Source organism: Trichlorobacter lovleyi, from assembly GCF_015239775.1.
GTDB lineage: Bacteria > Desulfobacterota > Desulfuromonadia > Geobacterales > Pseudopelobacteraceae > Trichlorobacter > Trichlorobacter lovleyi_B.
Map to the genome: position 1 here is coordinate 1,508,414 of NZ_CP058409.1, position 26,877 is coordinate 1,535,290.

At 51.4% G+C, this 26,877-nt stretch carries 26 protein-coding genes; 19 read left to right on the forward strand and 7 right to left on the reverse strand.

What is annotated here, in order from left to right:
• Nucleotides 1-23 precede the first annotated feature (23 nt).
• The 5 genes from FY034_RS06905 to FY034_RS06925 all read left to right on the forward strand — a co-directional run bounded on the left by FY034_RS06905 (nt 24) and on the right by FY034_RS06925 (nt 3,615).
• Complete coding sequence (locus tag FY034_RS06905) at nt 24-227, forward strand: 4Fe-4S binding protein (protein WP_012469684.1); 204 nt, start codon at nt 24-26, stop codon at nt 225-227.
• A 20-nt stretch (nt 228-247) separates the two neighbouring features.
• On the forward strand, nt 248-1,381 hold the full coding sequence (locus FY034_RS06910; protein WP_265554673.1) for a 2-oxoacid:acceptor oxidoreductase subunit alpha: 1,134 nt from the start codon (nt 248-250) through the stop codon (nt 1,379-1,381).
• Between the two features lie 2 nt (nt 1,382-1,383).
• The gene (locus tag FY034_RS06915) at nt 1,384-2,202 is read left to right on the forward strand and encodes a 2-oxoacid:ferredoxin oxidoreductase subunit beta (RefSeq protein WP_012469686.1); all 819 of its coding nucleotides are present in this window, start codon (nt 1,384-1,386) and stop codon (nt 2,200-2,202) included.
• Nucleotides 2,203-2,229: 27 nt separating this feature from the next.
• Nucleotides 2,230-2,775, forward strand: coding sequence for a 2-oxoacid:acceptor oxidoreductase family protein (locus tag FY034_RS06920; protein ID WP_012469687.1), 546 nt, complete (start codon nt 2,230-2,232; stop codon nt 2,773-2,775).
• 81 nt (nt 2,776-2,856) lie between these two features.
• The gene (locus FY034_RS06925; RefSeq protein WP_265554674.1) at nt 2,857-3,615 is read left to right on the forward strand and encodes an SDR family oxidoreductase; all 759 of its coding nucleotides are present in this window, start codon (nt 2,857-2,859) and stop codon (nt 3,613-3,615) included.
• 5 nt (nt 3,616-3,620) lie between these two features.
• Here FY034_RS06925 and FY034_RS06930 read toward each other — a convergent pair whose 3' ends face one another.
• Genes FY034_RS06930 through FY034_RS06945 form a run of 4 tightly spaced genes read right to left on the reverse strand, consistent with a single transcriptional unit; the run spans nt 3,621 to nt 7,997 of the window.
• Nucleotides 3,621-5,186 (reverse strand): DHA2 family efflux MFS transporter permease subunit, encoded by a 1,566-nt coding sequence (locus tag FY034_RS06930; RefSeq protein WP_265554675.1) that lies wholly within the window; start codon nt 5,184-5,186, stop codon nt 3,621-3,623.
• Nucleotides 5,187-5,192: 6 nt separating this feature from the next.
• The gene (locus FY034_RS06935) at nt 5,193-6,299 is read right to left on the reverse strand and encodes an HlyD family secretion protein (protein ID WP_265554677.1); all 1,107 of its coding nucleotides are present in this window, start codon (nt 6,297-6,299) and stop codon (nt 5,193-5,195) included.
• A gap of 11 nt (nt 6,300-6,310) precedes the next feature.
• A complete protein-coding gene (locus FY034_RS06940; RefSeq protein ID WP_265554679.1) occupies nt 6,311-7,573 on the reverse strand; it encodes a TolC family protein in 1,263 nt (420 codons plus the stop codon).
• 1 nt (nt 7,574) lies between these two features.
• Nucleotides 7,575-7,997, reverse strand: coding sequence for a MarR family winged helix-turn-helix transcriptional regulator (locus FY034_RS06945; protein ID WP_265554681.1), 423 nt, complete (start codon nt 7,995-7,997; stop codon nt 7,575-7,577).
• Nucleotides 7,998-8,470: 473 nt separating this feature from the next.
• On the opposite strand from FY034_RS06945, the gene FY034_RS06950 reads away from it, so the two are divergent.
• The 10 genes from FY034_RS06950 to FY034_RS06995 all read left to right on the forward strand — a co-directional run bounded on the left by FY034_RS06950 (nt 8,471) and on the right by FY034_RS06995 (nt 19,811).
• Nucleotides 8,471-9,847 (forward strand): hypothetical protein, encoded by a 1,377-nt coding sequence (locus FY034_RS06950; RefSeq protein ID WP_265554683.1) that lies wholly within the window; start codon nt 8,471-8,473, stop codon nt 9,845-9,847.
• Between the two features lie 95 nt (nt 9,848-9,942).
• Nucleotides 9,943-11,169 (forward strand): hypothetical protein, encoded by a 1,227-nt coding sequence (locus tag FY034_RS06955; RefSeq protein ID WP_265554685.1) that lies wholly within the window; start codon nt 9,943-9,945, stop codon nt 11,167-11,169.
• A gap of 7 nt (nt 11,170-11,176) precedes the next feature.
• Nucleotides 11,177-13,111: a GspE/PulE family protein gene (locus FY034_RS06960; protein WP_265554687.1), complete on the forward strand. Its 1,935-nt coding sequence runs from the start codon at nt 11,177-11,179 to the stop codon at nt 13,109-13,111.
• 157 nt (nt 13,112-13,268) lie between these two features.
• Nucleotides 13,269-13,475 (forward strand): helix-turn-helix transcriptional regulator, encoded by a 207-nt coding sequence (locus tag FY034_RS06965; RefSeq protein WP_012469697.1) that lies wholly within the window; start codon nt 13,269-13,271, stop codon nt 13,473-13,475.
• Nucleotides 13,476-13,487: 12 nt separating this feature from the next.
• Entirely contained in the window at nt 13,488-14,546 is a 1,059-nt protein-coding gene (pilM, locus tag FY034_RS06970) for a type IV pilus biogenesis protein PilM (protein ID WP_265554689.1), read from the forward strand.
• Complete coding sequence (locus tag FY034_RS06975) at nt 14,543-15,112, forward strand: PilN domain-containing protein (RefSeq protein ID WP_265554690.1); 570 nt, start codon at nt 14,543-14,545, stop codon at nt 15,110-15,112. Before pilM ends, FY034_RS06975 begins: the two co-directional genes overlap by 4 nt.
• 31 nt (nt 15,113-15,143) lie before the next feature.
• A complete protein-coding gene (locus FY034_RS06980) occupies nt 15,144-15,749 on the forward strand; it encodes a type 4a pilus biogenesis protein PilO (RefSeq protein WP_265554693.1) in 606 nt (201 codons plus the stop codon).
• Between the two features lie 22 nt (nt 15,750-15,771).
• Complete coding sequence (locus FY034_RS06985) at nt 15,772-16,296, forward strand: pilus assembly protein PilP (protein ID WP_265554695.1); 525 nt, start codon at nt 15,772-15,774, stop codon at nt 16,294-16,296.
• 12 nt (nt 16,297-16,308) lie between these two features.
• A complete protein-coding gene (gene pilQ, locus FY034_RS06990; protein WP_265554696.1) occupies nt 16,309-18,981 on the forward strand; it encodes a type IV pilus secretin family protein in 2,673 nt (890 codons plus the stop codon).
• 44 nt (nt 18,982-19,025) lie between these two features.
• Nucleotides 19,026-19,811 carry a hypothetical protein gene (locus FY034_RS06995; RefSeq protein WP_265554698.1) on the forward strand — a complete coding sequence of 262 codons (786 nt, stop codon included), beginning with the start codon at nt 19,026-19,028 and terminating at the stop codon, nt 19,809-19,811.
• 125 nt (nt 19,812-19,936) lie between these two features.
• On the opposite strand, the gene FY034_RS07000 is transcribed toward FY034_RS06995, so the two are convergent.
• Genes FY034_RS07000 through nadB form a run of 3 tightly spaced genes read right to left on the reverse strand, consistent with a single transcriptional unit; the run spans nt 19,937 to nt 22,042 of the window.
• Nucleotides 19,937-20,146, reverse strand: a complete 210-nt coding sequence (locus FY034_RS07000; RefSeq protein ID WP_265554700.1) for a hypothetical protein — start codon at nt 20,144-20,146, stop codon at nt 19,937-19,939.
• Nucleotides 20,140-20,427, reverse strand: coding sequence for a chorismate mutase (locus tag FY034_RS07005; protein WP_265554702.1), 288 nt, complete (start codon nt 20,425-20,427; stop codon nt 20,140-20,142). Before FY034_RS07005 ends, FY034_RS07000 begins: the two co-directional genes overlap by 7 nt.
• Before the next feature lie 7 nt (nt 20,428-20,434).
• Nucleotides 20,435-22,042 carry an L-aspartate oxidase gene (nadB, locus tag FY034_RS07010; protein ID WP_265554703.1) on the reverse strand — a complete coding sequence of 536 codons (1,608 nt, stop codon included), beginning with the start codon at nt 22,040-22,042 and terminating at the stop codon, nt 20,435-20,437.
• Between the two features lie 120 nt (nt 22,043-22,162).
• Here nadB and FY034_RS07015 point away from each other — a divergent pair, with 120 nt between their 5' ends.
• Genes FY034_RS07015 through aroE form a run of 4 tightly spaced genes read left to right on the forward strand, consistent with a single transcriptional unit; the run spans nt 22,163 to nt 26,871 of the window.
• Nucleotides 22,163-23,110, forward strand: coding sequence for a bifunctional riboflavin kinase/FAD synthetase (locus tag FY034_RS07015; RefSeq protein ID WP_265554705.1), 948 nt, complete (start codon nt 22,163-22,165; stop codon nt 23,108-23,110).
• On the forward strand, nt 23,110-24,129 hold the full coding sequence (locus FY034_RS07020) for a lysylphosphatidylglycerol synthase transmembrane domain-containing protein (RefSeq protein ID WP_265554707.1): 1,020 nt from the start codon (nt 23,110-23,112) through the stop codon (nt 24,127-24,129). Before FY034_RS07015 ends, FY034_RS07020 begins: the two co-directional genes overlap by 1 nt.
• Entirely contained in the window at nt 24,126-26,000 is a 1,875-nt protein-coding gene (locus FY034_RS07025; protein ID WP_265554709.1) for a DUF2723 domain-containing protein, read from the forward strand. Before FY034_RS07020 ends, FY034_RS07025 begins: the two co-directional genes overlap by 4 nt.
• Nucleotides 25,990-26,871: a shikimate dehydrogenase gene (gene aroE / locus FY034_RS07030; protein WP_265554711.1), complete on the forward strand. Its 882-nt coding sequence runs from the start codon at nt 25,990-25,992 to the stop codon at nt 26,869-26,871. Before FY034_RS07025 ends, aroE begins: the two co-directional genes overlap by 11 nt.
• The last annotated feature ends 6 nt before the right edge of the window (nt 26,872-26,877 follow it).

Sequence of the window (26,877 nt, forward strand, 5' to 3'; positions counted from 1 at the left end):
TACGGATAGAAGGAGTTGAGCCGATGTCTGAAGAAAAGAAGCTGCCACGTATTGAGATTATCGAGAAGTACTGTAAGGGCTGCCACATCTGTGTGGAGTTCTGTCCCACCAAGGTTCTTGAAATGAAAGGTTTTGTTGTTTCAGTCAAGGATCTGGAGAAGTGCATCAAGTGCATGCAGTGCGAACTGCGTTGCCCTGACTTTGCCATCAAAGTTCACGCCGAATAATAAGACGGGAGGATTTCAAAGTGTCAAAAAAAGTCGGTTTTTTGCAAGGTAACGAGGCAGCTGCCCACGGCGCTCTGTATGCCGGTTGCAAGTTCTTCGCCGGTTACCCCATTACCCCCTCCACAGAAGTTTCGGAGGTTTTGTCCGTTGAGCTGCCTAAAGTAGGCGGTAAGTTTATTCAGATGGAAGACGAGATCGGTGCCATGGCTGCCCTGTTGGGTGGCGCTCTGGCCGGTCAAAAAGCCCTGACCTCCACTTCAGGCCCCGGTCTGTCCCTGAAGCAGGAGTTGATCGGTTACGGCTGCATCGCTGAGATCCCCTGTGTTGTGTACAACGTTATGCGTGGTGGCCCTTCAACCGGTATGCCGACCGGCCCCTCACAGTCAGACGTTATGTGTGCCCGTTGGGGTACCCATGGTGACCATGCCACTATCGCCCTGATGCCTGCTTCCGTTCAGGAAACCTACGACATGATCGTACGTGCCTTCAACCTGGCAGAGAAGTACCGTATGCCGGTACACGTACTGCCGGATGAGATCGTTGCTCACATGCGTGAGCGGATCGAATTCCGTGAGCCGGGCGAACTGGAAGTAATTGATCGTGCAGCTCCGACCGTGCCTCCTTCAGAGTACAAACCGTACGACACCAAGTTCGGTGATGTGCCTCCCCTGGCTGCCTTCGGTTCCGGCTACAAGTTCCACGTAACCGGTCTGAACAAGCTGCCGGACGGCTTCCCGACCACCAAGGCTGAGTATGTCCAGGCTGAAGAAGAGCGTCAGATCCGTAAAGTCACTGCCAATATTGATGAGATCGTTGAGTTTGAAGAGTTCATGCTTGACGATGCAGAAATCTGTGTAGTTGCCTATGGTTCAACCTCCCGTTCTGCTCGTTATGCGGTGAATGAGGCACGTGAGAAGGGTATCAAGGCCGGTATGTTCCGGATCAAGACCTTCTGGCCGTTCCCGGACAAGCAGATCAAGGCCCTGGCCGAAAAGGTTAAAGGCTTCATCGTACCTGAAATGAACCTGGGTATGTGCAGCCTTGAGATCGAGCGCTGCGCACAAGGCAAGGCTCAGATCCTCGGCATCAATCGTGTTGACGGCGAGCCGATCAACCCTGAGCAGATCCTTGAGAAGATGAAGGAGGTTAAGTAACCATGGCTTTTGATTACGAAAAATTTATCCGTCCGGGCAAACTGCCCCATATCTGGTGCCCTGGTTGCGGCCACGGTATTGTCATGAAGGGCCTGATTCGTGCCATGGACAGCCTCAACCTGAAGAAGGAAGAGACTGCCATCGTTTCCGGTATCGGTTGCGCCTCCCGTCTGCCCGGCTACATTGATTGCTGCACCCTGCACACCGCTCACGGCCGTGCAGCTGCCTTTGCAACCGGTGTTAAGCTGGCCAAGCCTGAAATGAACGTGATCCTGGTCGGTGGTGACGGCGACGGTACTGCCATTGGTGGTAACCACTTCATCCACGCCTGCCGTCGTAACATCAACATGACCTACATCATCATGAACAACTACATCTACGGCATGACCGGTGGCCAGTTCTCACCTTGTACCCCCACCGGCCACAAGGCTTCAACCACCCCTTACGGCAACCCTGACCCAGGTTTCGATGTGGCCAAGCTGGCCATCGGCGCTGGTGCTACCTTTGTTGCCCGTGGTACCGCCTTCCATGCCAACCAGATTGACAAGCTGATTGCTGAAGCTATTCAGCACAAAGGTTTCTCAGTGGTTGAAATCCTGGATGACTGCCCCACCACCTATGGCCGTCGTAACAAGTTCAAGTCGGTTGTTGAGATGATGAACCGCCTGAAGGAAGTTGCCGTACCGGTGAAGGCTGCCGAGAAGATGACTGCCGAACAACTTCAGGGTAAGGTGCTGACCGGTGTTCTGCACAAGGTTGAGCGTCCTGAGTACTGCGAAGAGTACGCTAAGGTTATCGAGCGCGCTGGCGGCAACAAGTAATAATTACTCTGAAAAAGGAGAAGATAGATGGCCAGGTATGAATTACGTTTTTCCGGTGCCGGTGGACAAGGTCTGATCACTGCGGGGATCATCCTTGCCGAGGCAGCTTCCATCCACGAAGGCAAGCAGGCAGTACAGTCCCAGAGCTATGGCCCTGAGGCTCGTGGTGGTGCTTCCAAGTCAGAGGTCATCATTGATGATGTGCCGGTTGACTACCCCAAGGCAACCAAGGTTGATGCCCTGCTGGCCCTGACCCAAGAAGCCTGTGATAAGTACAGTGCAGACCTGAAGGATTCAGGTATCCTGCTGTATGACACCGATCTGGTAACCAAGTTGCCAGAAGGCGGCTTCAAGAAAGTCGGCTTCAATATCATCAACACCGCCAAGAACGAAGTGGGCCGTGAAATCGTTGCCAACATCGTTGCCCTTGGCGCCATGATCGCCCTGACCGGTGTTGTTTCCCGCGAAAACGGCTTGAAGGCCGTTCTCTCCCGCGTGCCTGAGGCATTTCTGGAGCTGAACGAGAAGGCCTACGCTGCCGGATTCGACAAGGCAAAGGCTGCAGCTGCCTAAGTTTTGTTGTTTTTTGCTGTAACAGACCGGCCCGGTGCATTTTGCGTCGGGCCGGTTTTCGTTTAAGGAAAGGGGCTGAAAATGAACGGCAAGATCGTTATGATTACCGGTGCGTCATCAGGATTTGGAGCCGCCTGTGCCAGGGTTTTTGCAGAGCAGGGCAACCGTTTGGTCATTGCAGCCCGCAGGCTTGATTCGTTGCAGAGGTTGCGTGATGAGTTGTCCGGGAGGGTCCCGGTGCATGCTGCTGTGCTGGATGTCCGGGAGCGTGAGGCTGTGCAGGCTTTTGTGTCGGCCTTACCGGAAGAGTTTTGTGCCATTGACCTGCTTGTGAACAACGCTGGCCTCGCTTTGGGGCTGGAACCAGCCCAGCAAGCCTCGTTGGATGACTGGGATACCATGGTGGATACCAATATCAAAGGGCTCATGTATTGCACCCGAGCTGTATTGCCCGAGATGGTCGCCCGCAATCGCGGCCAGATCATCAATGTCGGTTCGACAGCGGGTGCCTGGCCATATCCGGGGGGCAACGTCTATGGCGGTACCAAGGCCTTTGTAGAGCAGTTTACGCGTAATCTCAGGGCTGATCTGCTGGGAAGCCGTGTACGGGCCAGCTGCATTGCCCCGGGCATGGCTGAAACTGAATTTTCAGCGGTTCGCTTTAAAGGCGATCAACAAAGGGCCGGCAAAGTCTATGAAGGTACTGAGCCGCTCACTGCTGGTGATATCGCCGGGATAATCAAGTGGATCAGCGATCAGCCGGAACATGTCAATATCAATCACCTGGAGGTTATGTCTGTCTTCCAGAGCTGGGCACCTTTTGCGGTGCACCGCGGCTAGCTCCGTCAATGCAGCTCCATTGGTCCAGACTGGTGTCTGGGGCGTTTCAGCAGGAGCAGAAGTGGAATGATTGCAAGAAAGGCCAGTCCTATGATGAAGAAAATCCGGTTATAGGCCAGGGCGGCAGCCTGTTTGCGTACCATTCCGTAGAGCATGCCCATGGCTGTCTGGTCAGCCTGGCTTGCCTGCATCCCCTTGGCGATCAGGGCCTGCTTGAGTGTGTTGAACCGCATCTGAAAGACGGGGTTGTACTGGCTGATAGAGGGAACGAGACTGGTTTGGTAAAACTGTGAGAACCGCGCCAGCAAGGTGGCGGCAATAGCGATACCGACACTGCCGCCGATATTGCGCAGCAGGTTGAAGACCCCGGTGGCATTGCCCATTTCCTGCCGGGGGATTGCTGAAAGGGTGACCGTGGTCAGCGGTACGAAGATCATGGCAAGGCCGATTCCCAGAACGATGCGGGGCCAGACAAAGGACCAGTAGGAGGCCTCCAGGCTGAGCCCCTGCATGATAAACATGGCGGTTGCTCCGATCAGTAGTCCCGTCAGAACGATCTTGCGTCCATCCCGTTTGCCCAGCATGGCGCCTACAAACGGCATGGTAAGCAGGGTCGCCACACCGCCCGGTGCCATAACCAAACCTGCATCAGTCGCCGAGTAGCCAACCAGGGTCTGCAGAAACAGCGGGATCAGCATGATTGAGCTGTAGAGGCAGAACCCCACGACAAACATAATCAGGTTGCCGGCTGAGAAAGAGATGTTCTTAAACAGCCGCAGGTTTACAATCGGGTGGGGATGGATTAACTCCACCCAGATCAAGGCCAGCAGCGAGACAACGGTAATCACGCTGAAGGTGAGAATGAAAGAAGAGTTGAACCAGTCCTCTTGCTGCCCCTTGTCAAGTACCACCTGCAATGCCCCCATGCTGGTGGTCAACAGGAACAGGCCCCAGTAGTCAATCTGAAGCACCGCACTGGACTTTCGTCGCAGATACTCAGGGTCAAAGATAAACAGGCTGCACATGACGATTGCAATCAGGCCGATCGGCAGATTGATATAGAAGATCCAACGCCAGTTGAGATTGTCGGTGATCCAGCCCCCCAAGGCCGGGCCCACGATCGGGCCGAACATGGCACCAATGCCAAAAATGGCCATGGCCATACCCTGCTGTTGTGGCGGGAAGGTTTCCATCAGGATGGCCTGACTGATCGGAATCAATGCACCGCCGGCAGCCCCCTGAACCACCCGGAAGAAGATCAGTGATGCCAGGTTGGGAGCTGCACCGCAGAGCAGTGATGCCAGGGTAAACAAGATGATGCAGGTCATCAGGAACCGTTTGCGGCCAAACATGCGGGAGAGCCAGCCGGTCATCGGCAACACTACGGCATTACTGACCAGGTAGGAGGTGAGAACCCAGGTTACCTCATCGGTTCCGGCATTCAGGCTGCCCTGCATGTGTGGCAAGGCCACGTTGGCCACCGAGGTGTCGATGATCTCCATGACCGTGGGGAGCATCACGGTGATGGTAATCAGCCATTTATTGATATTCTTTTCTGAGGCTGTGGTCATGTCAGACTAGAACAGCTCTTTCAGGATGTCAGAAGCGGCGCGGCCGGTCAGTACGGTGGGCTCAACACTCATACCCACCCGTAGCAGATGTTGGGGGTCACTGCTGGAATCGATCTTGATTTTGACAGGAATCCGCTGCACGACCTTGACGTAGTTCCCTGTGGCGTTTTCGGGAGGCAACAGTGAAAAAGCCGCTCCGGTGCCAGCCATGATACTGTCAACCGTTCCTTTGAACGTTTGCCCCGGATAGGAGTCAACCCGGAACGTTACCTGCTGTCCAGGTTTGATATGGGTTAACTGGCTTTCCTTGTAGTTAGCGGTAATCCAGGTGTTGTTCAGTGGGACCACAGCCATTAACGCCTGTCCCGGTTGCACCGTTGCTCCCACTTCAACACCTTTGCGAGTGATATAGCCATCTACCGGCGCTACAATACGTGTGTATCCAAGCTTTAAGCGGTTTTCTTCCAGCATTGCCAGTTGCTTGCGAATGCGGGCCTTGTTGGTGGATTCTCCAGCGATACCGGCAATCGCTTGATCCTTTTTCAAATTCTCTTCTGCCTGTTTCAGGCGTGCCTCGCTCAGCTGTTGCGCCGTCTGGAGGCGATCAAGCTGTTCGCGGGGGATAACCTCTTTACCAAACAGGGCGGTGCCACGCTTCAGGTCCAGTTCCGCCTGGTCGCGCTGTATCCGCGCCGATTGAACAGCAGCCCGCGATGCAGCCACCTGCAGCCGGTCACCGGATGTCTCGTTACGGGCAATCCCCAGCTCTGCTTCAGCCTTGTCAACGGCTACGCGGTAGTCAACGGCATCCAGCATCACCAGTAGATCACCCTTTTTTACAAACTGGTTGTCGTGCACCAGAACTGTTGTGACCGTGCCGCCCACCCGTGGCGTAACCGGATGGATGTGGGCCTCGATAAAGGCATTGTCAGTTGAAAGATGAGTGCGGCTTTTCAGGAACCAGCGTACACCAAACCAGGCCCCCAGCAGCAGGATTGAAATCAGGATCAAGGCCGCCTTGCGCTGGCGGGTAAGCAGCTTTTTGTCTGACGGTGAGGTGGTCTGTTCCTCTGTATCAGGCAAAGATGCCGGTGTCAGGTCTTCTTCATGCATAGAAAAACTCCTTACAGATCGCCAGTGGCTTTACGCAAACGTGCAGCGGCACGCTGGTAGTCATAGAGTGCCCGATAATGTTCTGTTCTGGCCTGCGTCAACAGGGTCTGGGCATCCAGCACCTCAGTAGCGGTACCTACCCGTTCTTTGTAGCGATTCTGGTTGATGCGCAGGTTCTCCTCGCCTTGCCGGATTGATTCTTTGGTTACGGCTATCCGCTCAAACGCGACCTGCAGATCATTGACGCTGGTATCAATCTCAAGCTGTGCCTGTTCTTCTGCCAAGCGCAGTTGTTCGGTGGCCCGGCTTTGGGCTGCAACCGATTTGCTGCGGGTGGCGGTTGAGGCGAAACCATCAAACAGGTTGATCTTTATCCCCACAGTGGCGCCATAGATGGCCTGTTCACGCAGTTTGTTGTTTTCAAGGTAGTCCAGGGAGAGCCGGCTGAACAGTTCCGGATAAAAGGAACTCTGACTCTCCCGTACCCCTTGCTCACTCATCTCTACCACCTTGCGCAGGGCAAGAAGGTCGGGACGCTGGCGGATTGCCTTTGAACGGTCTGGTGCGGTGTGTGGTTGTGCCGGAGGGGCCGGTTCAGCAAGCTGTGGGTGCTCAGCAGCTGGTATTCCAGTAAGGAAGCCAAGCAACAGGTACTGGTTTTCAAGCAGATTCCTGCGCGCCAGCAGTTGTTGACGGGCATTGGCGAGTCTCACCTCGGCCTGCAGCAGATCATTGCGGGTGACCGAACCTGCGTCATACAGCGCCTGGGCGACCCGGCGGTGCTCTTCTACGGTCTGAAGCTCCTCTGTGGCAGCGGTAATATTTCTTTGCGTTTCCAGAATGCCAAAATAACTTTCAACCACGTGCAGGGAGACTTCCTGCTCCTGATTGCGCAGGCCGAATGTTATTGCATCAAGATTTAATCTGCTGCTGCTGCGTCGGGCCTCTCGGCGGCCAAAGTCGTACAGGGTGTAGTTGATGCCCAGGCTGGCGAAGAGGTAGGCTGGCTGCTGGGTCTCCATGACCTGCCCGGCAACTTTCATGGCCTGGGCCTCCAACTGGGCTGTGTAACCGCCTTGTGCATCAACACGGGGGAACAGTGCTGCATCAGTTTGTCTGATCGATTCATGGGCGATACCAACATCCTTGCGGGCAACCCGTAATGCCGGATTGTGATTTCTGGCTCGAACGAGACAGTCGTCAAGGCTGAGCGTGGCGGCAACCAGATTGGCCGGAATCAGCCACAGCATCATGCTATAAAGCAATATCCGCATGTCAGTTCCTTTCTTTCCGCAGGATATCGAGCATACGTGTCAGTTCGTGCCGATCCTGAGTGGTTAGTCCTGAGACAAAGCGTTCAAGTACCTTACCTGCCAGACGGCTCAACTCTCCAGACTGGCTGCTGCCTTTCTCTGTCAGGAAGACCAGATGAGCCCGCCGGTCCTGAGGATGGGGTTTGCGTTCCACCATTCCCTGCCGTTCAAGCCGGTCGATCAGGCCTCCCAGCGTGGTGCGGTCTATCTGGGTTTTGTCGGACAGTTCGGTCTGGGTCAGCCCGTCCTGTTTCCAGAGAAAGGCCAGAACGCTGAATTGGGGCGGAGTAAGGTCATAGCGCCCGATCTCTTCGGAGAAGAGTGCCCAGCCGCGCTGGTGCGCCTTGGCAAGCAAGAAGCCGATACTTTTTTCTATTTCATACATGGGGTATGATCTCCACTGACATAAATAAAATCATTGTACTGATTGTCAGTATGCTGTCAATTGTTTGTTTGTTATGGTAAATTTGCATCAGGTGTATTGAAAAACATGAGTGGGGTAGTATAGTAATACAAAATAATAGTTTAGGCCGATGGGGACGACGGGGAACGTATCGCTATATTTTCCGCATTGTAAGAAAAGACGTGTGGCACCTGCATGGTACGTGGCAATGGGCTGCCAGATGACTGGCAGACATTTTATATCGGCCATTAACCAGGGTAGGGGCTGGCGGAGGGGATGCTTGAATATGGTCCAACATGACGCGTGCCCCGCAGTTGGCTCCCACTGTCTGCATGATGAACAACAACAGATGATACGTGCGAGAGTGTGCATCAAAAATCTCTAGGCCTGGTTGTGTTGACAAGCGTTGGCCCCCCATGTAAAAAAGACTGATCTTTCTAAGAAAACAGGTACGCATGATCAATCTGCTTTTCATATCCAATAGTCCGCGGGCAGAGCTGCTACGGGTACACTTTCAACAGATCCTTAAGATCCGCATTGATGTGGTCGAAGATTTTGACCACGGTCTGAAGGACGTCTTTGAGAAACGTCCGGTAACGGTCTGTATCCAGGACCAGATTGCCGGTGTAACCGGTGAGAGCGTGGCGCGTCATATCCAGTTGCTGCTGGGTAATGGAGCCCCCAGTTTTGTCCTGATACATGAAGGGAACACTAAAGCTCGCCTTCTGCCGGGACTTTTCGATCATCTGGTTGACCTTAACGCCCCCTTTGACGTGGTCTGTGAAAATCTGCGTAAGGCATTACAGTCTCTCTTGGGTGAACAATGGGACATGGTGTACAGTGCACCGGCCGAGCCGGAACCGATACAGCCCGAACCCGTTGCAGATCCTGATCTGGCGGATCAACTGGTGGAGGATTTTATTGCTGAAACCTCTATCTTTAACCCCCGTAATGCTCCACCATTGCCAACGTTGGAGGCTGATTCTACTTCGTTTTCAGACATCCTGATCGAGCGTCATCTGCCTGGCGGACCTCCGGCCGAGCCTGATGCCGCACGAATTGAACAGCCTGTGCCGCCCGAGAAGCCAGCGCCTGTCGAACCTCCGGTGCTTGAACACAAACCGTTAGTGGAGCCGGCACAGCAGCGGCCTGTCCGGCAGATCCAGCAAGTCCCGCCTGCGCCTCCTGAACTAAGGGATTTGCCGGTTGAGCCCGATGATGAATCGCTGCCGGTGGAAGAGCTGCTGCAGGCCTTTGAGGAAGACTACCGTAGCCGCAAGCGCCTGGTCCGGCGAGTCTGTGGTGCGGTAGTGTTCGTGTTGCTGGCTGGATTATTGCTGTTTTGGGTGAAGCAGGGGGGGAGAACCACCAAGGCGCCTCTGACTGCTGGAAAACAACAGCTGCCGTCGGCTCAAACACTGCAGCAGGTGGTGCAACCGGCTGTCAGTTCAGCCGGACGGCCAGCGTCACAACAACCGGAAGTGCTCCCTTCATTTATTCCTGTGAAAGGACGTGATGCTGCCTACTCCAGTAAAAAGCCGGGTTGGTCCCGTTACCAATCAGAGCAGCGGGATTACCGTCTGTTTTATGCTGATGGGCGATTGAAGGCGTTACAAGTGCTCGTTATTGGAGACGGCGCGATAGCCCCTGCAGAGCTGAAGCAGATCTTGCGTGAACTGGCCGGTACTGATCAGTTTCACATTGACCGCAAGGAACAGAAGGCGGGCGTGTGGCTTGAACGCGCGACACTTTCCAGTCAGGGCGACGTGCTGATTTATCGTTCAAAAGCAGATGGGCCGATCAAGGCCTTTGTATTTGCACGTACACTATGAGGGTATTACCTGCCATGATTTCATTGCGCCTTTCTTTGCTGTCACTACTTTCTCTACTATTGATTACCGACCTTCTGTCCACCGGCTGCTGGGCCATGGATCCCCGATTTGAGCTGGATCCCGCACAAGTTCAGAAGAAAACAGTCCGTACCGAGGAGGGCAAAAAGTCAGCCCGCAAGAAATCCCGGCGGTTAGCCAAATCTCATCACAGAGCCCTTGCGCTGCACAAAAACGCTGTTGAAAAGGAACAGCCCGGTTCAGTCCTACAATTGGCAACAACAGATTCTGATGCAGTCCCTGACCAGCAGCAGATACGTGCATTCTGGGAGAAATTGGTCCCGACAGCTCTGCCTGCACCGCAGTCACTGAGCTTCAAATCTGAAGCATTTGATCTTGCAATCGACCCGAATCGCTATCCTCTGCTCAAGGCTGCTGATGGTAGTACGTTGCTGCTGGATACCGGCGGGACGTTGCCTCCGCTGGTGCGCACACTGATTCAGGAAAAAGATCCGGGCATCCGCATCATAACGGCTTCTCCTGCAGATGGGCGCCGGTTTCTGGGAGAACTTCTGGCATCGGGAGGCTTTTATTCGGTTGAAGAACAACCGCGAATGACCTTTGGCAAAGATCCTCAGCTGAAGGTACGCAGTGATTTCAAGGTTGAGCAAAGTGCAGAGAGCGTCATGCGTAATGAGGTGATGCTGATCAGTGCTGCCCGGCAAGGGTTTCCCCAGCGCTTGACTGAATACCTGAAGGGGCAGGGGGTCAAACTGCTTGAACCGTTTGCCGGCCAACCTGCTTCTCCGGTCCCGTTACGTCACCGGGTAGTCCGCACTGTTTCCCATGACCAGGCTCAGGTTGTTGACCTGCTGCTTGAAACTCTGGCCGTGCCTGCAGAACGTAATAAGCGTGTTGAGCTGTTCAGGACTGTAGAAACCGGTATCGGCCTTTCTGTCGCCGCAGAGCGCTATTTTGAACGCGGTGGGCGTCGTTATGTGGTGGCTCGATTCACTGGTGATCCGATTACCTATACCCTGTTTCGACTTCTTGAGACCAAGGGATACCGGGTTGTCATCCTTGAATCCCGCGATACCTTTAATACGGTGGCAAGCAAGTTGCTGTCTCGCATGGATCTGCCTTCACGCTATTCAATCCATCAGCTGATGGCAGGAGCTGGAGGTCAGTACTCATTTGAAATGTCAGGGGTTATGTTTGAAAATGCGGCGCCAGGCGGTGGTTCTGTCATGCTGACAGACCGGCAGATTGAGCCTGCCATGCGTGAGCTTTTGTACGATCATGGTTATCAGGTGCAGGAGCGATAGGGCGGACATGATTACCAAACGTCTTGGAGAGTTGCTGATAGAGCAGGGGCATATCAGCCAGGAACAGCTGGACGAAGCACTTGAAATGCAGAAAATGTTTCCGGATCAGACCGTTGGGCAGCTGTTATGCCGTCTGGGGTACATCCGGGAGAGTGACTTGTCATTGGTGTTGGACCAGAAGAATAAACGTCGCAAGCTGGCTGACATTCTGTTGAAGGAAGGTGTGATTGATCAACAGAAGCTTTCCCAGGCCCGTGAGTTGAGCCGACAGAATGATATCCCGCTTGAACGGGCTTTGTTGAAGCTGCGCTTTATTGATGAAGAACAGCTGGCCCGGTCTGTAGCAACACAATATGACCTGCCCTATGTTGAAATTCACTCCATTAGCCTTGATCCCGGTTTAGCCCGCTTCATAAGTTCGGTGTATGCCCAGAAACATATGCTGGTGCCGATTTCAATGATCGGTAATACCTTGACGTTGGCCATGTCGCAACCGTTACGGCATCATGATATCAGGCAGCTTGAGGACAATATTCGCCTTAAGATCATCTCGGTAATCGCCTCTGAAGCCAGTGTCCTGCGTGCCCTTAAAATGCTCTATCGGGTCGATCTTTCATCCAGCAGCAGCGCCCTGGATGAGGTAAACCTCGATCTGGTGCCGGATAGTATTTCCGAGTTGTTAAACAAGACCTCAGCCATCGATGAGCCGGAAGTCGAGGAGGAGGTTCGCAAGGTAACGGAAAAAGACTCCGTTATTGTCAAGCTGGTTAACAAGATCATTTATGACGCCTATATGAAGAAGGCGTCTGACATCCACATTGAACCCTATCCGGGTAAACGTGATGTAACGGTCCGTATCAGGATTGACGGACAATGTCTGGTCTACCAGAAAATCCCCTATAAGTATAAATTTGCCATTCCATCTCGGATCAAGATCATGGCAGACCTTGATATTGCTGATCGGCGCAGGCCACAGGACGGCAAGATCGATTTTAAGAAGTTCGGGCCTCTTGATATTGAACTGCGGGTTGCCACGATGCCCACGGTGGGGCAGCTTGAAGATGTTGTCATCCGCATCCTGACCAGCGGTGAACCGATATCGTTCAATCAATTGGGGCTGACTGAGCGCAATCAACAGGTTTTTGAGCGCTGCCTGCAAAGCCCGTATGGTCTGGTGCTGGTGGTTGGGCCCACCGGTTCTGGTAAGACCACCACGCTGCATTCTGGTTTGGCCATGATCAACTCGTCAAACCGTAAAATCTGGACTGCAGAAGATCCGGTTGAGATCACGCAAATCGGTTTGCGTCAGGTGCAGATCAACCCCAAAATCGGCTTTACCTTTGCATCTGCGTTGCGTTCGTTTCTGCGTCTTGACCCTGATGTGATCATGGTTGGCGAGATGCGGGATGAAGAAACAGCTGGCATTGCGGTGGAAGCCTCGTTGACCGGCCATTTGGTGTTTTCTACTCTGCATACCAACTCTGCCCCTGAGACCGTTTCCCGTCTGTTGGAGATCGGGTTGGACCCCTACAGCTTTTCAGATTCATTGCTGTGCGTTTTGGCACAACGTCTGGCTCGGCGGCTGTGTTCGCATTGCAGGGAAACGTACGTACCGACTCAAACAGAGCTGGATGAGCTGTTGGAAGAGTATGGACGTGATGCCTTTGCGCTTACTGGCATAGATCAAAAAAATATTACGATGGCGCGAGCACATGGTTGTGAGCAGTGCGGACAATCCGGTTATCATGGGCGGCTGGGGATTCACGAAGTACTGGATGCCACCGATCATCTCAAATATTTGATTAAGCGGCGTGCTGATACTGATGACATCCGTCTCCAAGCGATACAGGATGGCATGACAAGTCTTAAGCAGGATGGTATTTTGAAAGTTTTGCAAGGTTTGACGGATATTCATGAGGTTCGGAGGGTTTGCATCAAATAACCGTCTGTACTGGTAGCCATGTATATTGTGTTTCGTTTTTGTGATGGCACACTATCTAGTGCCATTTTTTTTATTTTTATATAATTTTATAAAATTTGTTGACAAAGAACAAAAACGCGCTAAATAGGACACAACTTGTTAGAGTTGTGAGATACTTATGAAAACACCAAACAACGTAAAAATACTGCGAGAAAAAAAGTTGATGAGCAAGTCCGAGCTTGCACGTAAGGCTGGCGTTTCCACCGTCACCATTGATCGGATAGAGCGCGGTGAAAGCTGCCGACTTGAGACGATGCGCAAGATCATTTTGGCTCTCGGCTATACGCTGGAAGACCGGGATAAGGTGTTCCAAGAACAGGGATGACAGGTACGGGTCATGTTTGGATTATTTAAAAAGAAAAAAGACCTCGTCGGCATCGATATCGGCTCAAGCTCGGTCAAACTGGTTCAGCTCTGGCCGACTAGAGAAGGGTACCAGCTACTGAATGCGGCGATAATGCCACTTCCTCCAGAGGCAATTGTCGATAACAGCCTGATGGATACTGCCGCCGTTGTCGACGCAGTTAAAAACCTCGTGGCGAGTCTGGGGATAAAGTCAAAGGACGCAGCCTGCTCCATTTCCGGCAATGCTGTGATTATCCGTAAAATAGCCTTACCAGCCATGACTTCTGAGGAACTGGAAGATCAGATCAGCTGGGAGGCTGAACAGTATATCCCCTTTGATATTAAAGATGTGCATATTGATTTCCAGATACTTGGGCCAGATGCTATCGACCCATCAAAGGTTCAAGTCCTCCTGGTGGCCAGCAAGAAAGACATCATTAACGATTATGTTGCTGTGTTTAATGACGCCGGGTTAAGTCTGAACGTTATGGATGTTGATTCATTTGCGGTCCAGAATGCGTTTGAACTAAACAGTGAGCTGAGTGACGAAGTCCGGGCACTGGTAAACGTAGGTGCCGGTGTGATGAATATCAATGTTGTTAAGGCGGAAACCTCTCTCTTTACCCGTGATGTGCAGATGGGGGGGAACCAGTACACCGAGGAGATTCAAAAACAGCTTGGGGTCAGTGCACAGGAAGCTGAAACTATGAAGATGCTGGCCGCTGAACAGCAGGGCGGCCCTCTGGCAGATGTTATTGGCCGGGTAAATGACTCGCTGGCTCAGGAAATCAGACGGTCGGTTGATTTCTATAACTCAACAGCTTCAGGCGAGGAACGGATTACCTGTGTCAGCATGTGTGGTGGTTGCTCCAAGATGGCAGGTCTGAAGGACGCTGTATCTGCTAAGCTGGGAATGGATGTAGAGTTGCTTAATCCTTTTGAACGGATAAAATACAGCGAGAAGGATTTTGATTCTGAGTACCTTCAGGAGATCGCTCCCCTGATGGCGGTTGGCGTGGGGTTGGCTATACGGAGGGTTGGGGATAAATGATCAGGATAAACTTACTCCCGGTTCGCGCCGCAAAAAAGAAAGAGACCGCACTCCAGCAGCTATTCATTCTTGGAGCCAGCGTCATCGTCGTTTTAGTTGTCGTGGTGGCTCTCTGGCTCGTAAAGCTGGGTCAGATTTCAGGGACACAAAATGATATCAATGCGGCAAATGCCAAAATTAGTGAATTGAAGGCCAAGATCGGCAAGCTTGATGAGATCAAAAAGCTAAAAGACGCCGTCAAGAAAAAGCTTGATGTGTTGACAGAGCTAAGAAAGAACAAGACTGGACCAGCAGTACGCTTGGCGACCTTGAGTGATGTAACCCCTGATCAGCTCTGGCTTGAAAGCTATAAGGAAGCTGGGCCGGATATCAGGATTAGCGGACTTGCCTATAATGAAGAATTGATAGCTCAATTTATTCGTGCCTTGGAAGCGTCGCCCGAGTACGAGAAGGTAGAGCTTGTTGTGTCAGAACAAAAAGATATTAATGGTGCCAAGTTGAAGCGTTTTGACCTGACGTTCCGGATAGAAACAACAAAACCAACCACAGAACCAGTGAAAAAATAGCACTAAAACAGACTGGTTAAAGGTACAGGCTATGGATCCCAGAGTTGAGCAACTCCTGAAGCTGCCAAATAAGCAAAAAATTGCCATACTGGTGGCAGTAGTACTGGTTGAGGCGATTGCGTTGGTGTATTTTCTGTATCTGCCCAAACATAAAATGCTGACAGGTCTGAAGGCTCAACATCAGCAGCTGCAAGCCGAGGTTGAGGAGAAAACCAGGATAGCCATCAACCTACCAAAGATACAAAAAGAGTATAACGATTTGAATCTTGAGCTTGAAAAGGCGTTGACAGAGTTGCCGAACTCGAAGGAAATCCCATCGCTTTTAACCAGCATCACAGCCACTGGGAAAAATGCCGGTCTTGATTTTCTAGTGTTCAGGCCCAAGCCTGAAGTGGTTAAGGATTTTTATGCTGAAGTCCCAGTGGATATTACGGTTTCCGGATCATACTTCAGTGTTGCTAATTTTTTTGCCGCAGTGGCCAACCTTCCACGAATTGTCAATATAACCAATGTTGATTTTGCTGAGGTGAGAAGTGTCAATAACCGGATGATGACCAAAGTCAGCTGTCTTGCTACGACATTCCGGTTCCTTGGCAAGGAAGAGATCAAGAATGACAAGAACAAGCCAAAGAAATAGCTTACCACTTATGAGAGGGCTAGTGATCCTGCTGGCTGGTCTGATGATACAGGCCGGCTGTAAAAAAACACAGTCTCCGCCCCCGCCCCCTGCTCCAGCAGCGCCTGCTGCTGCTGCTGCTCAGACAAAGCCTTTGGTGCTGAAAGCCGTCAGTTCTTCAGTGAAAATGGCTCCTGTTCAGACTAACCAGCTTGATTTCAGCACTAAAAAGGATCCATTTAAGCCCCATATAGCTGTAAAGGCCGCAACCTCGGCTGAATTGAGCAGGCAGAAACGAGAGCTCAGGCCGCTATTGCCGCTGCACAGTTTTGATGTCTCCCAGTTTCGCTTGATCGGTACTGTTACTGATTCCAAGGGCAACAAGGCAATGGTGGTTGACCCTGCTGGTAAAGGGTATGTTTTGAAGGTGGGTATGACGATTGGAAAAAATGAGGGTAAAATAACCCGTATTGAGAGTTCTGGTGTAGATGTTGTTGAGCAGTTCCATGATGAAAACAACAAAATACGCAAAGAAACAATCCGAATTCCCTTGCTGCGGAAACCGTAAGGAGTGTTCCCGATGAAATGTATACTTAACATGAAGCCTGTGGTTGCCCTTGCGCTTTGTACCACACTAACAGCCGGTATTGGTGTCGGGGCAGGAGTGGCTGCAACTGATACGGCGCAGAGCGCTTCAGCTCCGGTAATGATTCAGTCTCTTCAAATGAAGGGGGACGGTGTCGGCGCTGAATTGATCGTTGCAGCCTCAGTGCCACCAACCTATACCAGCTATAAAACAGCTGCTCCACAGCGCTTGGTCGTAGATTTTTCTCAGGCCACACCTGTTGATTCACTTACCGAACAAAAGTTTGACAAGGGACCGGTAAAAGGGGTGACCTTCAAACGTTTTGATACTGATGCTGGTGTGTTAACCCGTATGGAAATATTCCTTGCTCAGGATGTTGACCCGATTATTACTCCTTCAACCGATAAAATTGGTGAATTAAGGATTAGTTTTCCCGGCTTTAAACCTGAAGTTGCTTCCTCCCCTGCTAAGCAAGAGGCTCCGTCTGTGGTGCAGGCAGAGATTGTCCCCGCACCTGTGGTGGCGAAGCCTGAGCCCGTAAAAGATGTAGCACCAAGTGCTGCCCAGGAAAACACTGTGCCGGTGATAACTGATGTGGTTGCTCAGGCAGGTGGCATTGCCATTGTGACCCAAACTCCAATTTTGGATTTTAAGACGTTCCGTTTGAATAAGCCTGAACGGATTGTTGTGGATATTCTTAATGCAAAGCTTAGTATGCCTAACAAGCTGGTGCAACTTAATGTTGCAGGGGTTTCCACTGCTCGTGTCGGCAGTTACCCGGATAAAGTCAGAGTCGTATTTGATGCAATCAATGGTGTTTTGCCAGAGGCCTCGTTTGACAAGACGCAGACCGGACTTGTGGTGCTGTTTGCTGCTCAAAACAATGAGAAACAGTATGCAGCGGCCACTGTCACGCAGTCAGATAAGCATGCCGTTGCAGCTACAGTCAAAGAGCAGGCTGCGCCAGTGCCAAGAGATAATGTTTCAAATACTACTGCTCAGGCCTCGACCCTTGATTTTCAGGTCATGGGAGATATAAGCAGGGTAACCGTGAAGGTGACCGGCTCACCAAAGGTTGAGGATCCTGTCAAATCACCAGGATCAGTCTCGTTCAGGATAAAGAATGCGCTACTGCCGCGTAATCTTCAGCGCTCACTTGAAACACGCGAATTTGCATCTCCTGTACTCCGGGTAACCCCGGTACAGGTGAAGACTAAGACCGGTAATGACATTCTTATTCGAGTTGCCCTTAAAATGGACAGTGGATACGAGCTGCGACATGAAGCCGATCTGGTCTATCTTGACATCAAGCATCCATCAGCAATAGCTAACTCAATCGAATCTACCAAGGGGGCAACGGCCCAGAAGGCTTCTCCACTTAATGGTCCGAATGTCGCAAGTGCAAATGATCAGATTGAAAAAGTGGCTGAGCAGGCAGCCCCTGCAGCAGGTAAAACTCGATACACCGGCCGTAAAGTTACACTTGAATTTGCTGACGCAGAAGTGCGGAAAATATTTCAACTGTTGTCAGAAGTCAGTAACAAAAACTTTGTGTTAGGTGATGAAGTAACCGGTACCATCAGCCTTAAACTGGTCAATGTTCCTTGGGACCAGGCGCTTGATATTATCCTTGACACCAAGGGACTAGATAAACGTGAAGAAGGGACCATTGTTCTTATCCGTGGTAAAGGCAAGTTTAAGTCATTACTTGATGAAGAACTGGAGATTCGTAAGTCAACATTACGGAGTGAACCTCTTCAAACAGCAATGTTTGATGTTAACTATGCAGATCTTGGCAGTATTGTGTCTCAATTCAACTCCATCAAAACTGACCGTGGCTTAATTACCCAAGATCAACGTACAAATAAAGTAATAGTTAAAGACGTTAAATCTGCTGTTGATGACATGCGCAAGATACTTGCCAGTCTTGACGTGCCAGAAAAGCAGGTTATGATTGAAGCCCGTATTGTCGAGGCATCGTCGACATTTACCCAGTCTTTAGGGGTTAACTGGGGCATTCATTATCGTGATGGTTCAGCGGCAATTGCCGGTATTAACTCAATGGACACCAATTTCGGCGGCCTTGCCTCAACTACACCCACTACAAGTGGAGTCAGTGGCAGTCCTGGGGCGGCAGCTGGTATTTCGTTTGGTACGCTTAGCAGCAACATTAAGCTTGATCTACGTCTGAACGCTGCAGTGAGTGCCGGTCTGGTAAGGATTGTTTCAACTCCGCGAGTTGCCACACTTAACCATAAGTCAGCTAAGATTACTCAGGGGCAGCAAATTCCTTACACTGCTTCTACCTCAGATAAGATAGAGACAAAGTTTGTTGAAGCTGCTCTTGCGCTTGAGGTGACTCCGCACATAAATCCGAACGGTACTGTGGTGATGAAGATTGATGCCAAAAATGACTCTCCAGGCTCAACCGGAAATCCGCCTGCAATTAACAAAAAACAGGCTACTACCGAGATGATGTTACGGGACGGTGAGACAACAGTCATTGGTGGCATTTTTGTTGAATCTGAATCAAATAATGATGATGGTGTACCTTTCTTGAGTGATGTGCCTTGGCTTGGTGGGCTGTTTAAATCTAACGAAACAAAGAGAAACCGCAACGAATTGCTGATTTTTATTACACCAAGAATAATTAATGCAAACTCTTGAGCATTGTTCTGATGATATCGTTGTGAAACTGAAAGGAGTGGGAGATGCGGAATAGTGTGTGGCAAGTGTTAACGGCAATATTGCTATTGGTAGCGCTAGCCGGCCTGTCAGGCTGTGGAGGCTCCGGTAGTGGTGGGACAGGCGCTGATTCATCAGCAGGTGTGTTGACATTAGCCGTTAACAAAACAGTAGCAGCATCAGGCACTGACACAGTCTCTGCCACAGTGACGCTAACCTCTTTAAATAGCCAGCCAGTAAATGGTGTTACTGTTAATGTTGATATGATTTATAACGGAACCGTTATTGCCACATACTCCGGAAATACAAATACTTCTGGTGTTGTGCTGATTCCAGTTCCAATTGGATTGGTCCCGGCTGACCGTACAGTATATCTACAAGCCAAATCAAGCGGCATAACTTCTAGTAGTAGTGTTGCTATAGCAGTTAAGGCTCCAGTGTTGACGGTAACCCTTGCCAATGCCAGCGTAACAGATGTGGCTGGAGTTACTTTTACTGGTGCAGGTGTTCGATTTGCAGATTTTAATGGCAATGGGATTGCCAACACAGTAATAACTTTTACCTATACCAGTAATAGTGGGTCAGCGGGTACTCTAGCCCATTTGGGGGCTCCATTAGCCGTTGGTAACTCATTTACTGTTACAACTGATAGTACTGGCTATGCAACAATAGCACTTGACGGTGCTATAAATGTAATGCCTCCTTCTGGAGGTTCTGATAGTACTACTTTCAACTATACTGTGTCTGTTGTATATGGTGCTTATACTTATACAAAACAAGGTAGTGTTACAGTTACTGTTACTTCTACTTGAAATTAATATGAACTTAGTGTGTAAATAAAAATAGCGCCGAGGGCGGTTGCGTACTCGGCGTTGTTTTTGTTGTGTTCGGATACTAAATAAAATCTTTAGTAATTTTATGGAACTAACATTGAAGTTTAGATGTCAGCTTTAATTCTGACAACTTGATGTACGCCAGGCATGGCGGAAATGATTGATTCTTCCAATGTGTGGGTGTCACCAATCACGCCGATGATTGTACGGTCTGCACCGGTTGACTGGTGGAAATCAAAGCCGTTATTAACGAGATATTCTTTTACTTGATCAAGTGCCTCTTCCGGGGCATTTTTTTTTGTAATGATTAACATTCCTCCTGCTCCTCCTGCTGGGTCATAATTCTTTCTAATCGCCGTGATTCGTCAATTACCCGTTCATAAAGACGTACTATGGCACCATCATCCAGCGGTCCGGGGTTATCCTCTTTCATACGGGCAAAGATACGTTTTTCGCGAGACGGATCATAAACAGGCAGGTCTAATAGCTTTTTGTGGTGGCCTATTTCCAAAGCTAGGCGTGCTCGTTCGTTAAATATTCTGAGCAGGACATCATCCAGCAGGTCAATCCGTTTTCTGATCTCATTGATATCCACGAGTACCTCACGAAAATTGTTTTTTCAGGACAGTGTCTTTTTTGCCATACAGATCGTCGCGGTCTGGATAGTCGATGGTGTAGTGCAATCCACGCGATTCCTTTCGCTGTTGCGCACAGGTGATGATCAGCTCTGCAACGGTTGCCAGATTGCGCAGTTCAATCAGGTCTGAGGTGACAATGAAGTTCCAGTAGTATTCTTCAATCTCAGCCTGGATCAGTTGTATCCGTCGCATGGCTCTCTCAAGCCGCTTTGTGCTGCGTACGATGCCAACATAATTCCACATGAAGCGCCGGATCTCGTCCCAGTTTTGCGATACAACGACCATTTCATCGCTATTGGTTGCGGTACCGGAATCCCATTCAGGAAGGGTAGATGGCTTGGTGACCGGTTTTGTGATTAAGGCCTCACTGGCATGGGCTGCTGCCTTACTGGCGTAGACCGCAGCTTCCAGTAGGGAGTTGCTGGCGAGACGATTGGCACCGTGCAGGCCGGTAAAAGCAACCTCTCCAATGGCGTATAATCCACGCAGATCGGTTTGTCCGTGGGTATTGACCTGGACACCACCGCAAAGGTAGTGGGCTGCCGGGACAACCGGTAACCAGTCTTTCGTCATGTCCAGACCAAATTCCATGCAGGTCTGGTAAATGTTGGGAAACCTGTTTCGGACTACTTCAGCAGGCTCATGGGTGATGTCGAGATAGACACAGTCATCGCCGTAGGTTTTCATCTCATTGTCAATGGCGCGTGCCACAATGTCACGTGGGGCAAGATCCTTCAAGTGATGGTATTTTTCCATAAAAGCAGTGCCATCCCTGCGTCTGAGTATCGCCCCTTCCCCTCGAACCGCTTCCGAAATCAGGAACGATTTGGCGTTGGGATGAAAAAGTGTGGTCGGATGGAACTGCATAAACTCCATATTGGCAACTGTTGCTCCGGCACGATAGGCCATGGCAACACCGTCACCGGAGGCAACATCAGGGTTACAGGTGTAGAGGTACACCTTGCCGGCGCCACCACTGGCGAGCAGGGTCGCTCCCGCTGAAAAGGTTTTGACACGAGACTCTTTAATGTCAAGTACATAGGCACCAAGGCAGCAGTTGTCACTAACCGGTTGACGGGCAAGCTTAGCGCAGGTAAGCAGATCAATGGCAATATGGTCTTCAAAAACCTGGATGTTTGGGTTTAGTCTGACGGCTTCCACCAGCGCCCGTTCAATCTCGCGCCCCGTGATATCTTCCGCATGCAGGATACGTCTGGCACTGTGGCCCCCCTCACGGGTCAGGTCATATTCATCACCTTTGATGGTGGTGGTGAACTTGACCCCCCACTCAATCAGATTACGTATAGTCTGAGGCCCTTCTTCAACCACCATTCTGACGACATCTTCGTGACAGATGCCGGCACCGGCAATCAGAGTATCTTCAACATGTGCATCAAAGGAATCTTCACTTGAAAAGACGGATGCGATACCTCCCTGTGCATAACGGGTTGCAGATTCAGCTATTTCTCGCTTGGTAACAACGGAAACCGTGCCGTGAACAGCGGCCTGAAGTGCAAAGGAGAGTCCGGCAATACCACTGCCGATAACCAGAAAATCACTTTCAATGATCATGGGATGCTCCCGTGATGATGGTGTATACAAGCTGAAAAAATGATTATTGAACCGTGAGACTTGATTTGTCAAGGTATCAGGGTTGTTTCAGGCCTTAAATTGTGCCATATACAGTTTACTATGCGTACCATCATAACGAATGATTTTTCCCATCCGCTTGCTGAGCGATCTGTCGTTACCATTGGCAATTTTGATGGTGTCCACCGTGGCCATCGAGAAATCTTCCGCCAGGTTACCGAGCGAGCCAGGGAGCTGTCTGCCACCTCTGTTGTGGTGACATTCAGTCCCCATCCCCTGCGGGTATTACAGCCTGATAACCGCCGTTTCTGTCTGATTACGACAGATGAACAAAAACGTGAGTTGATAGCCGAAAATGACATTGATCTGCTGTTGGTAATTCCATTTACCAGGGAGTTTGCTGCAGTTACAGCCGAGGATTTTGTCCGTCGTGTTTTGCATGCCTGCCTGGGGGTACGCTTTCTGGTCATTGGTCATGACTATGCTTTTGGCAGAGGGCGGGAGGGCAATGAACCGTTTCTGGTCCAAATGGGACAAGAACTTGCTTTTGATGTGAAGGTGCTAGAGCCGGTTGGTGATGGCGGCATGCTGTTCAGTAGCAGTGTTGTGCGGCGTTTGGTGGCAGACGGTGCTGTGGTGGATGCGCTGCAGATTTTGGGGCGCTGCCACCGGGTTTGCGGCCAAGTGGTGCATGGCCGTGAAATCGGACGTTCTCTGGGGTTTCCGACTGCCAATATTGTGACGCACAATGAACTGATTCCCGGAGACGGTGTCTATGCGGTCTGGGTTTCTGTGCTGGGGGAACTGCTGATGGGGGCCTGCAGCATAGGTATTAACCCGACGTTTGAAGGCGGTCGGCACACCATTGAGGTGTTTCTGTTTGATTTTAGCAGTGATCTTTATGGGCAAGATGTGGTGGTGCATTTCGTTGAGAAAATACGTGATATAATACGCTTTCCTGATGTCTCAGCGTTGGTAAGCCAGATTTCTGCTGATGTGGCTTCTGTCAGACGTATTTTGGCAGCAGGACTGCCGATGGAGAAACGGTGATGAAACGTTCCAGCCTGTTGTTCTGGGGGGGAAGTGGCATCAGTGTGCTGTTGCTTGTCCTGCTTTTACGCAAGATTGACTTCCATTCACTGGCTGAAGCTCTCGGACGTCTTGATCTGCGTTTTCTGGCTGCTGCGGTACTCTTTACGTTCCTGAGTTACTGGCTGCGTGCCGTCCGTTGGCGCTATCTCCTGATACACGAACGTTCTTTGCGGCTATCCTCGCTGTATCCTGCCGTGATTATCGGATATATGGCCAATAATCTGTTTCCGGCCCGGTTGGGTGAGTTTATCCGGGCCTGGGTGCTGGCTGAACGGGAACAGATGCAGGCACCGGCGGTATTTGCGTCACTGGTGATTGATCGTCTGTTTGATGGTTTCAGTGTTATGGTGATGCTGGCAGGGGTACTGCTGACCCTCCAGTTGCCGCCAGGCATGGAGCAGTCTGCAGCGGTGTTGCGTGCCGGCGGAGTTACCACACTGATTTTTTACAGTGTAGTCATTGCCTCGCTGGTTCTGTTGAAGGTGCGCCCCGTTGCGACACTGGCATTGCTTGGAAAACTGTTGAAGCCGTTTCCCGCTGCCGTTGCCGAGAAATGTATTCCCCTGGCCGGCTCATTTCTTGGTGGATTGCATGTCTCGCGCCGAACTGCCGATCTGTTGGCCGTGTTGGTCAGCTCTCTCCTGATCTGGCTCAGTGCCACCCTGCCGATCTATCTGGTGTTAGTCGGGTTCGGGATCCACTTGCCGTTGTCAGCTTCGTTTTTTATTATGGTGTTGTTGGTTTTTGCCGTCATGGTGCCAGCTGCCCCCGGCTATATCGGTACCTATCATCTGGCCTGTTATACCGGGCTTGCTGCCTTTGGCCTGCCTGATGCCGAGTCGGTAAGCGTTGCGTTGGTAATTCATGGGGTCGGCTTTTTCCCGGTTATACTGGCCGGGTTGTATCATGTCTGGTCTCAGGGGGTCTCACTGGCCAACATGCGTAAACAGGCTGTGCCTGATGGGGCGCACCAGTGACAGAAAGAGTTGCCCGCTATCTGGACGGCTGGTCACTGTTGGCCTTTTTGCTCCCGTTTGGACTCTATCTGTGGTGTCTGGCACCGAGCATCACCTTTTATGACAGTGGCGAGTTTGTCACAGCTGTACAGTTTCTCGGTTCTGCACATTCCCCTGGCTATCCTCTTTTCCTGCTCTACGCCAAGCCGTTTACCTGGCTGCCGTTCGGCAACATCGCTTTCAAGGTTAATCTGGCAACAGCGGTTTCGGCAGCCTTGGCCTGTCTTGGTGTCTATCATCTGCTCAGGAAGGTGCTGCAGGAAACAGAATTTTGTGATGATGCTGGATTTTCCAGGTTTGTCCTGCATCTGACAGCCCTGTCCGGTGCCTTTACTTTTGCTGTCTCACCGCGGCTCTGGCTGCAGAGTAACCATGATAAGCCATATCCGTTGCTGGCGTTTATAAGCGCAGTGATGCTGTTTTTCTTGCTGCGTTGGCGTGAGAACCTTCTGCATGGCGATGAACAGCCGGCCTGGTGGTATGGTACGGCCTTTCTTGCCGGGCTGGCCAGCGGTGCTCATCAGACCATTGTATTGCTGTTGCCCGGCAGCATTCTGTTCATACTGGTTACTGCTCCACAGTCAATACGACGGGTGCGGGAGTGGTTGCTGAGTGGGGGGATGTTACTGGCTGGAGGCGCTGTGCAATTGTATCTGCCGCTGCGGGCTGCCGCTGATACCCGGCAGAACTGGGGTGATACAGATGCCTTGTCGCGTTTTCTCTGGCACCTGTTGCGGAAGGGGTATCCTGAGGATCCGCACAGCCGCGATATCAGCCTGCTAGTGAAACAGCTCGGTGCATTTGATATCCCCCATGAGTTCGGTTGGATAGGACTGCTTTTGTTGCTGATTGGCCTCTGGGCCTGTTGGCGGGCAGACCGGGCATTGTTTGTCTATCTGCTGGTGACCCTGCTGTCCTTTTGGTCGATCATTGCCGGGTACTTTAATCCTCAGCCCGACTCAATTTTTCTGACTGAGGAGTTCTACACGCCCCTCTATCTGCTGGCTGCGGTTGTTATTCCCATTGGGCTGTTTGCCCTGGCAGCACGGGGGGTAGGTGCGGCTCAAAGGCCTGAACACTACGGATCGCACCATAAGCTGTTGATGTCAGTTTTCTTCCTGCTTATCCCGCTGTCACAGCTGGCATTCAATCTGGCATCTCAGGATCAACATAATAATTACCTGGCTCAGGATTATGCGCTGAATACTCTGCGTCCCCTGCCGGATGAAGCTGTTTTGTTCACCTGGGGGGATAGCGGAGCCTTTCCTCTCTGGTACCTGCAAGGGGTTGAGCGGTTCAGAGAGGATATTGATCTGGCTCACATTCCCCATCTGGTTTTCCCTTGGTATCAGCGGGAATTGCCGCGTCTTGCAGCGGCATTCAAGGGAGAGGCTGCTACAGCTACCGGTGAGCTGGTTTTTGCACATCTGGTTGAGAAACTCCGCCATCAGAGGCCGCTGTTGATGGATTTTTCAACCCGCTATTCCCTGGATTGGCGCAAGCAGCAACCGGCTCAGCAAGGAATGGTCTATTGGGTCCAGGATAGCCCTGCAGGGCAGCAGGATGAGGTTTCAGCCTGGGGGCTCTATGTGCTGCACCGTCTCGTTCCCAAAGGATGGCAACCGGATATGGATTCCCACAAGGCATTGGTCATACAGGCCTACTGTCTCTTACAGTCTGCCGAAGAGCTGGCCAGGCGGGGTCATGTCAAGGAAGCTGGCCACCTGCTGCAGCTGGCCGGCGGAATCATGCCTGATTGGCAGGAAAAATTGAAACTGATGCGGCAACGCTATGCCATCCCCTCTCCAGCAGGAGGAACAGATGAACGTTGAATCAGTGGTCACCGGAAAAACGAAGGTGTACGGGATTGTCGGCTGGCCGGTGGAACACTCCCTTTCTCCGGTGATGCAGAATGCAGCATTACAAGCTGCTGCTATTGATGCAATCTATGTCCCGTTTGCCGTTGCCCCTGATCAGCTGGCAGCAGCCATCTCCGGGCTGCGCGCCATGCGTGTCAGTGGTTTCAATGTGACTATTCCCCATAAAACCGCCATCATGGCATTGCTTGATGAACTGTCTCCTGCTGCTGTTCTGGCAGGGGCGGTTAATACGGTGGTAAATCAGGGAGGACGACTGATTGGCCATAACACTGATGGAGATGGTCTTATCGCCTCACTGGCAGAGGACCTTGGTTGTCCGGTCGCCGGAAGCAGTGTTGTACTGGTTGGTGCTGGCGGAGCAGCCTGCGGGGCGTTGGCTGCACTTTGTCGTGCCGGGGTCGGCTCCGTTGTGGTGCTTAATCGAAGTCAGAAGGCCGCAGATGTTTTAATTGCCACACTTCGTGACCGCTTCCCGCAGATTCTGCTGCGGGCATATGCTCTGGGACAGCAGCCGGAAGAGGTGTTGCGTCAGAGTGATTTGGTCATTAATGCCACTTCTTTGGGGATGGCGGGCGAAAAAATTGAGGGGCTCTCCCTTGCGCTTCTGCCTGACCATGCTAAAGTGTACGACATGGTCTATAATGCTTCATTGACCCCGCTTTTACATGATGCCGGCAGACGAGGGGCCAAGGCCATCAATGGTCTGGGAATGCTGATTGCGCAGGGAGAACTGGCGTTTGAGTTGTGGCATGGCATTCCAGCAGCAAGAGGCGTTATGCGAACCGCGCTTCAGACGTTTTTGTCCAGCGCAGCAAAGGCTTGACAGTAT

What these genes read in the sequence shown, in the direction of transcription:
- pilQ (WP_265554696.1), top strand. Translation starts at nt 16,309, where the DNA reads ATGAAATGTATACTTAACATGAAGCCTGTGGTTGCCCTTGCGCTTTGT.
- FY034_RS06975 (WP_265554690.1), top strand. Translation starts at nt 14,543, where the DNA reads ATGATCAGGATAAACTTACTCCCGGTTCGCGCCGCAAAAAAGAAAGAG.
- pilM (WP_265554689.1), top strand. Translation starts at nt 13,488, where the DNA reads ATGTTTGGATTATTTAAAAAGAAAAAAGACCTCGTCGGCATCGATATC.
- FY034_RS07000 (WP_265554700.1), bottom strand. Translation starts at nt 20,146, where the DNA reads ATGTTAATCATTACAAAAAAAAATGCCCCGGAAGAGGCACTTGATCAA.
- FY034_RS06980 (WP_265554693.1), top strand. Translation starts at nt 15,144, where the DNA reads ATGGATCCCAGAGTTGAGCAACTCCTGAAGCTGCCAAATAAGCAAAAA.
- FY034_RS06960 (WP_265554687.1), top strand. Translation starts at nt 11,177, where the DNA reads ATGATTACCAAACGTCTTGGAGAGTTGCTGATAGAGCAGGGGCATATC.
- FY034_RS06995 (WP_265554698.1), top strand. Translation starts at nt 19,026, where the DNA reads ATGCGGAATAGTGTGTGGCAAGTGTTAACGGCAATATTGCTATTGGTA.
- FY034_RS06955 (WP_265554685.1), top strand. Translation starts at nt 9,943, where the DNA reads ATGGATCCCCGATTTGAGCTGGATCCCGCACAAGTTCAGAAGAAAACA.
- FY034_RS06935 (WP_265554677.1), bottom strand. Translation starts at nt 6,299, where the DNA reads ATGCATGAAGAAGACCTGACACCGGCATCTTTGCCTGATACAGAGGAA.
- FY034_RS06950 (WP_265554683.1), top strand. Translation starts at nt 8,471, where the DNA reads ATGATCAATCTGCTTTTCATATCCAATAGTCCGCGGGCAGAGCTGCTA.
- FY034_RS06930 (WP_265554675.1), bottom strand. Translation starts at nt 5,186, where the DNA reads ATGACCACAGCCTCAGAAAAGAATATCAATAAATGGCTGATTACCATC.
- FY034_RS06925 (WP_265554674.1), top strand. Translation starts at nt 2,857, where the DNA reads ATGAACGGCAAGATCGTTATGATTACCGGTGCGTCATCAGGATTTGGA.
- FY034_RS06915 (WP_012469686.1), top strand. Translation starts at nt 1,384, where the DNA reads ATGGCTTTTGATTACGAAAAATTTATCCGTCCGGGCAAACTGCCCCAT.
- FY034_RS06965 (WP_012469697.1), top strand. Translation starts at nt 13,269, where the DNA reads ATGAAAACACCAAACAACGTAAAAATACTGCGAGAAAAAAAGTTGATG.
- aroE (WP_265554711.1), top strand. Translation starts at nt 25,990, where the DNA reads ATGAACGTTGAATCAGTGGTCACCGGAAAAACGAAGGTGTACGGGATT.
- FY034_RS06940 (WP_265554679.1), bottom strand. Translation starts at nt 7,573, where the DNA reads ATGCGGATATTGCTTTATAGCATGATGCTGTGGCTGATTCCGGCCAAT.
- FY034_RS06920 (WP_012469687.1), top strand. Translation starts at nt 2,230, where the DNA reads ATGGCCAGGTATGAATTACGTTTTTCCGGTGCCGGTGGACAAGGTCTG.
- FY034_RS06945 (WP_265554681.1), bottom strand. Translation starts at nt 7,997, where the DNA reads ATGTATGAAATAGAAAAAAGTATCGGCTTCTTGCTTGCCAAGGCGCAC.
- FY034_RS07020 (WP_265554707.1), top strand. Translation starts at nt 23,110, where the DNA reads ATGAAACGTTCCAGCCTGTTGTTCTGGGGGGGAAGTGGCATCAGTGTG.
- FY034_RS06905 (WP_012469684.1), top strand. Translation starts at nt 24, where the DNA reads ATGTCTGAAGAAAAGAAGCTGCCACGTATTGAGATTATCGAGAAGTAC.
- FY034_RS07015 (WP_265554705.1), top strand. Translation starts at nt 22,163, where the DNA reads ATGCGTACCATCATAACGAATGATTTTTCCCATCCGCTTGCTGAGCGA.
- nadB (WP_265554703.1), bottom strand. Translation starts at nt 22,042, where the DNA reads ATGATCATTGAAAGTGATTTTCTGGTTATCGGCAGTGGTATTGCCGGA.